The organism is Campylobacter sp. RM9334, from assembly GCF_020138145.1.
Classification (GTDB): Bacteria; Campylobacterota; Campylobacteria; order Campylobacterales; family Campylobacteraceae; genus Campylobacter_E.
The window spans coordinates 1-2,229 of record NZ_JACGAX010000040.1 but is presented as its reverse complement, the minus strand read 5'-3'; the positions used below and the strand labels follow the sequence as shown (position 1 = coordinate 2,229).

The 2,229-nt window shown below is 28.8% G+C and carries 1 protein-coding gene and 1 pseudogene; both read right to left on the bottom strand.

The annotated features are described in order from the left end of the window. Positions 1-17 precede the first annotated feature (17 nt). Entirely contained in the window at positions 18-527 is a 510-nt protein-coding gene (locus AVBRAN9334_RS10015; RefSeq protein ID WP_336607730.1) for a hypothetical protein, read from the bottom strand. Positions 528-1,054: 527 nt separating this feature from the next. Further along, positions 1,055-1,719: pseudogene (locus AVBRAN9334_RS10010) on the bottom strand (NYN domain-containing protein). Positions 1,720-2,229 lie beyond the last annotated feature (510 nt).

Here is a 2,229-nt window from a genome sequence, read left to right as displayed (position 1 = left end):
TAGTGGGGGTTTGGGGATTAAAGTCTATCCCACATATTCACCCCCAAAATATCGCCTAAATCATCTAAAAATATTTCTATATTGCAAGGCTCGATACCAAAGTTTAAAAGCTCCTTGCCTAAATAAATTTGTGTAAATATTCTAGGGCTTGTTTTTCCATTCTTTTCATACACCTTAAACATATCAGCCCCGTGAAAAGCTCTATTTCTAATCATTCTATAAAGGTTTAAAGCAATTTGCACTTGTATGTGTGTATAAATTCCATCTTCTCCTTTATATAATTTAATTCTATCTTTATTATTAGAGCAGTATTTTCTAAACTCAAATCCTTTACTATTAAAAATAATATTTTCTAATTTTTCATCAAATATAAGCCTAATCAAAGCCCCTAAACTAGGAGCGCTATGACCTTCGCAAATGCTTATATATTCATCTAAAACTATATTTTTTACTCTTTTTCTTATTTCGTTTTCAATAGCTAAAATTTTGCCACTAATATGCTTTATAAATAGTATATTTTCAATCATTTTAACCTACCTTTAAGCAAATATTAATCAATTTTGTATAACATCTCATCACATCTTAGGGGCGGATGGGTCGCCCCCCGCTTTTGCGGGTCTTTCATTAAAACTTTTCACAAATATTTCACATTTTTTAATTTTGTTGACTTATTAGAATAAAAAATGTTAATATATTTCCGACAGTTCCCTAAGAGCCTCTTAACAATGCGCAACCCTTAAGGACTTTAAAAGCTGATTATGGATAAAAAAACATATAATAAACCCCACAGAACTTGGCAAGAACAATTAAAATTGTTAAGATCTAAAAATTTAACTATTTTAATAAAAACATTAAAACACACAAAAGCCTTATAGATACGATATTTAAGGAAGTAAAACGCTCTAACGAAAGCTTTATAAAGCATTTTTTAATAATTATAATGAAATATCATTATAGGCAATTGTAGAAGTAATGTCGTTTGGCACTTTATTTAAATATAAAACACCAATATGAAAGAAAAAACAATAAATATTATTAAATAACTAAAATTGTATTAAGACTTTTTTCTCGGTAGCGTTGTTTTTAGATAATCAATATGTTCTGCTAAATCTTCTCTTATTTTCATATGCATTGGATCAAGCACAAAATGAAGCCCTTCTTTTCTAGCTAATTTAGCAGCAGGGACAAAATCACTGTCTCCAGAAATTAACACTATTGTATCCACCAATTTTTTATAGCTTAAATGAGCAACATCTAAACCTATTTTCATATCAATACCCTTTTGTTTTGCTTTATAATGTAAGTCATCAGCACCAATATCATCAAATTGTATTTTACCCTTTAATAAATCATCATATTTATCGCTATTAATTTGCCATTTTGCATTTTTTTCATCTAAATATCCAAACCTAAGTGCAAAACAAGGTAAATTTATAATTTCTTTGTGAAGGTTATTTCTTAGTTCAGCTACAGGACTATTTGATAAATCAATAGATTTTTTACTTATTGGATTATGGCATTTTTTCATAAGCGCTTACAATCATAAAAATATATTCTATAAAGCATTTCAAAGTCCTTATCAATATGCTTCATACAATGTATTTGCAAAGCTTTTGCTAGTGTCTTGTAATCCAAATCTTGAGTTCTTACTTTAAAAAATTGACAATACATTTTGATATAAAACTCACCATCAACTAATATTGCAACTTTTCTTTTCATTATCTTCCTTTTTTAAGCCTAGGTCAAGAACGCCTAGGCTTTAATGCTAAGGGTTTGCTAGTTTATAAATGTCTTAAACAGGTACTGCCAAAGCATATTGAACCCATTCTAAAAATTAACAGTTAATGATTAGTAATTAAATATTCAATGTTCAAGCATTGATTAAGTCCTTTATAACACACAAATATTTCACATTTTCACAAGTTTTTCACAAAATCCTAATTCTAATTTCAAATTCCGTGAAATTTCGCACTCTCAAATCCTATTCATTTCGGTTAGCTCGTTTAAAAACGAGCTAACACAAGGCTTTTTACGATTTTTTCCTAACAGAAAAAATCACAAAAAGCCACCTATCCCCACATCACAATCACATTTTTAAAATTTTTTTCACATCACCCCTAAAGTTATTTTTTAGCACACCGATATAGTTGTAACTTGATAAGGAAATCAAGACAATTATTTTTTTAAGGAGAAAATTATGGGATTCAGAATTAACACAAACGTGGCGGC

Coding starts and splice junctions, on each gene's coding strand:
- AVBRAN9334_RS10015 (WP_336607730.1), bottom strand. CDS start 527: ATGATTGAAAATATACTATTTATAAAGCATATTAGTGGCAAAATTTTA.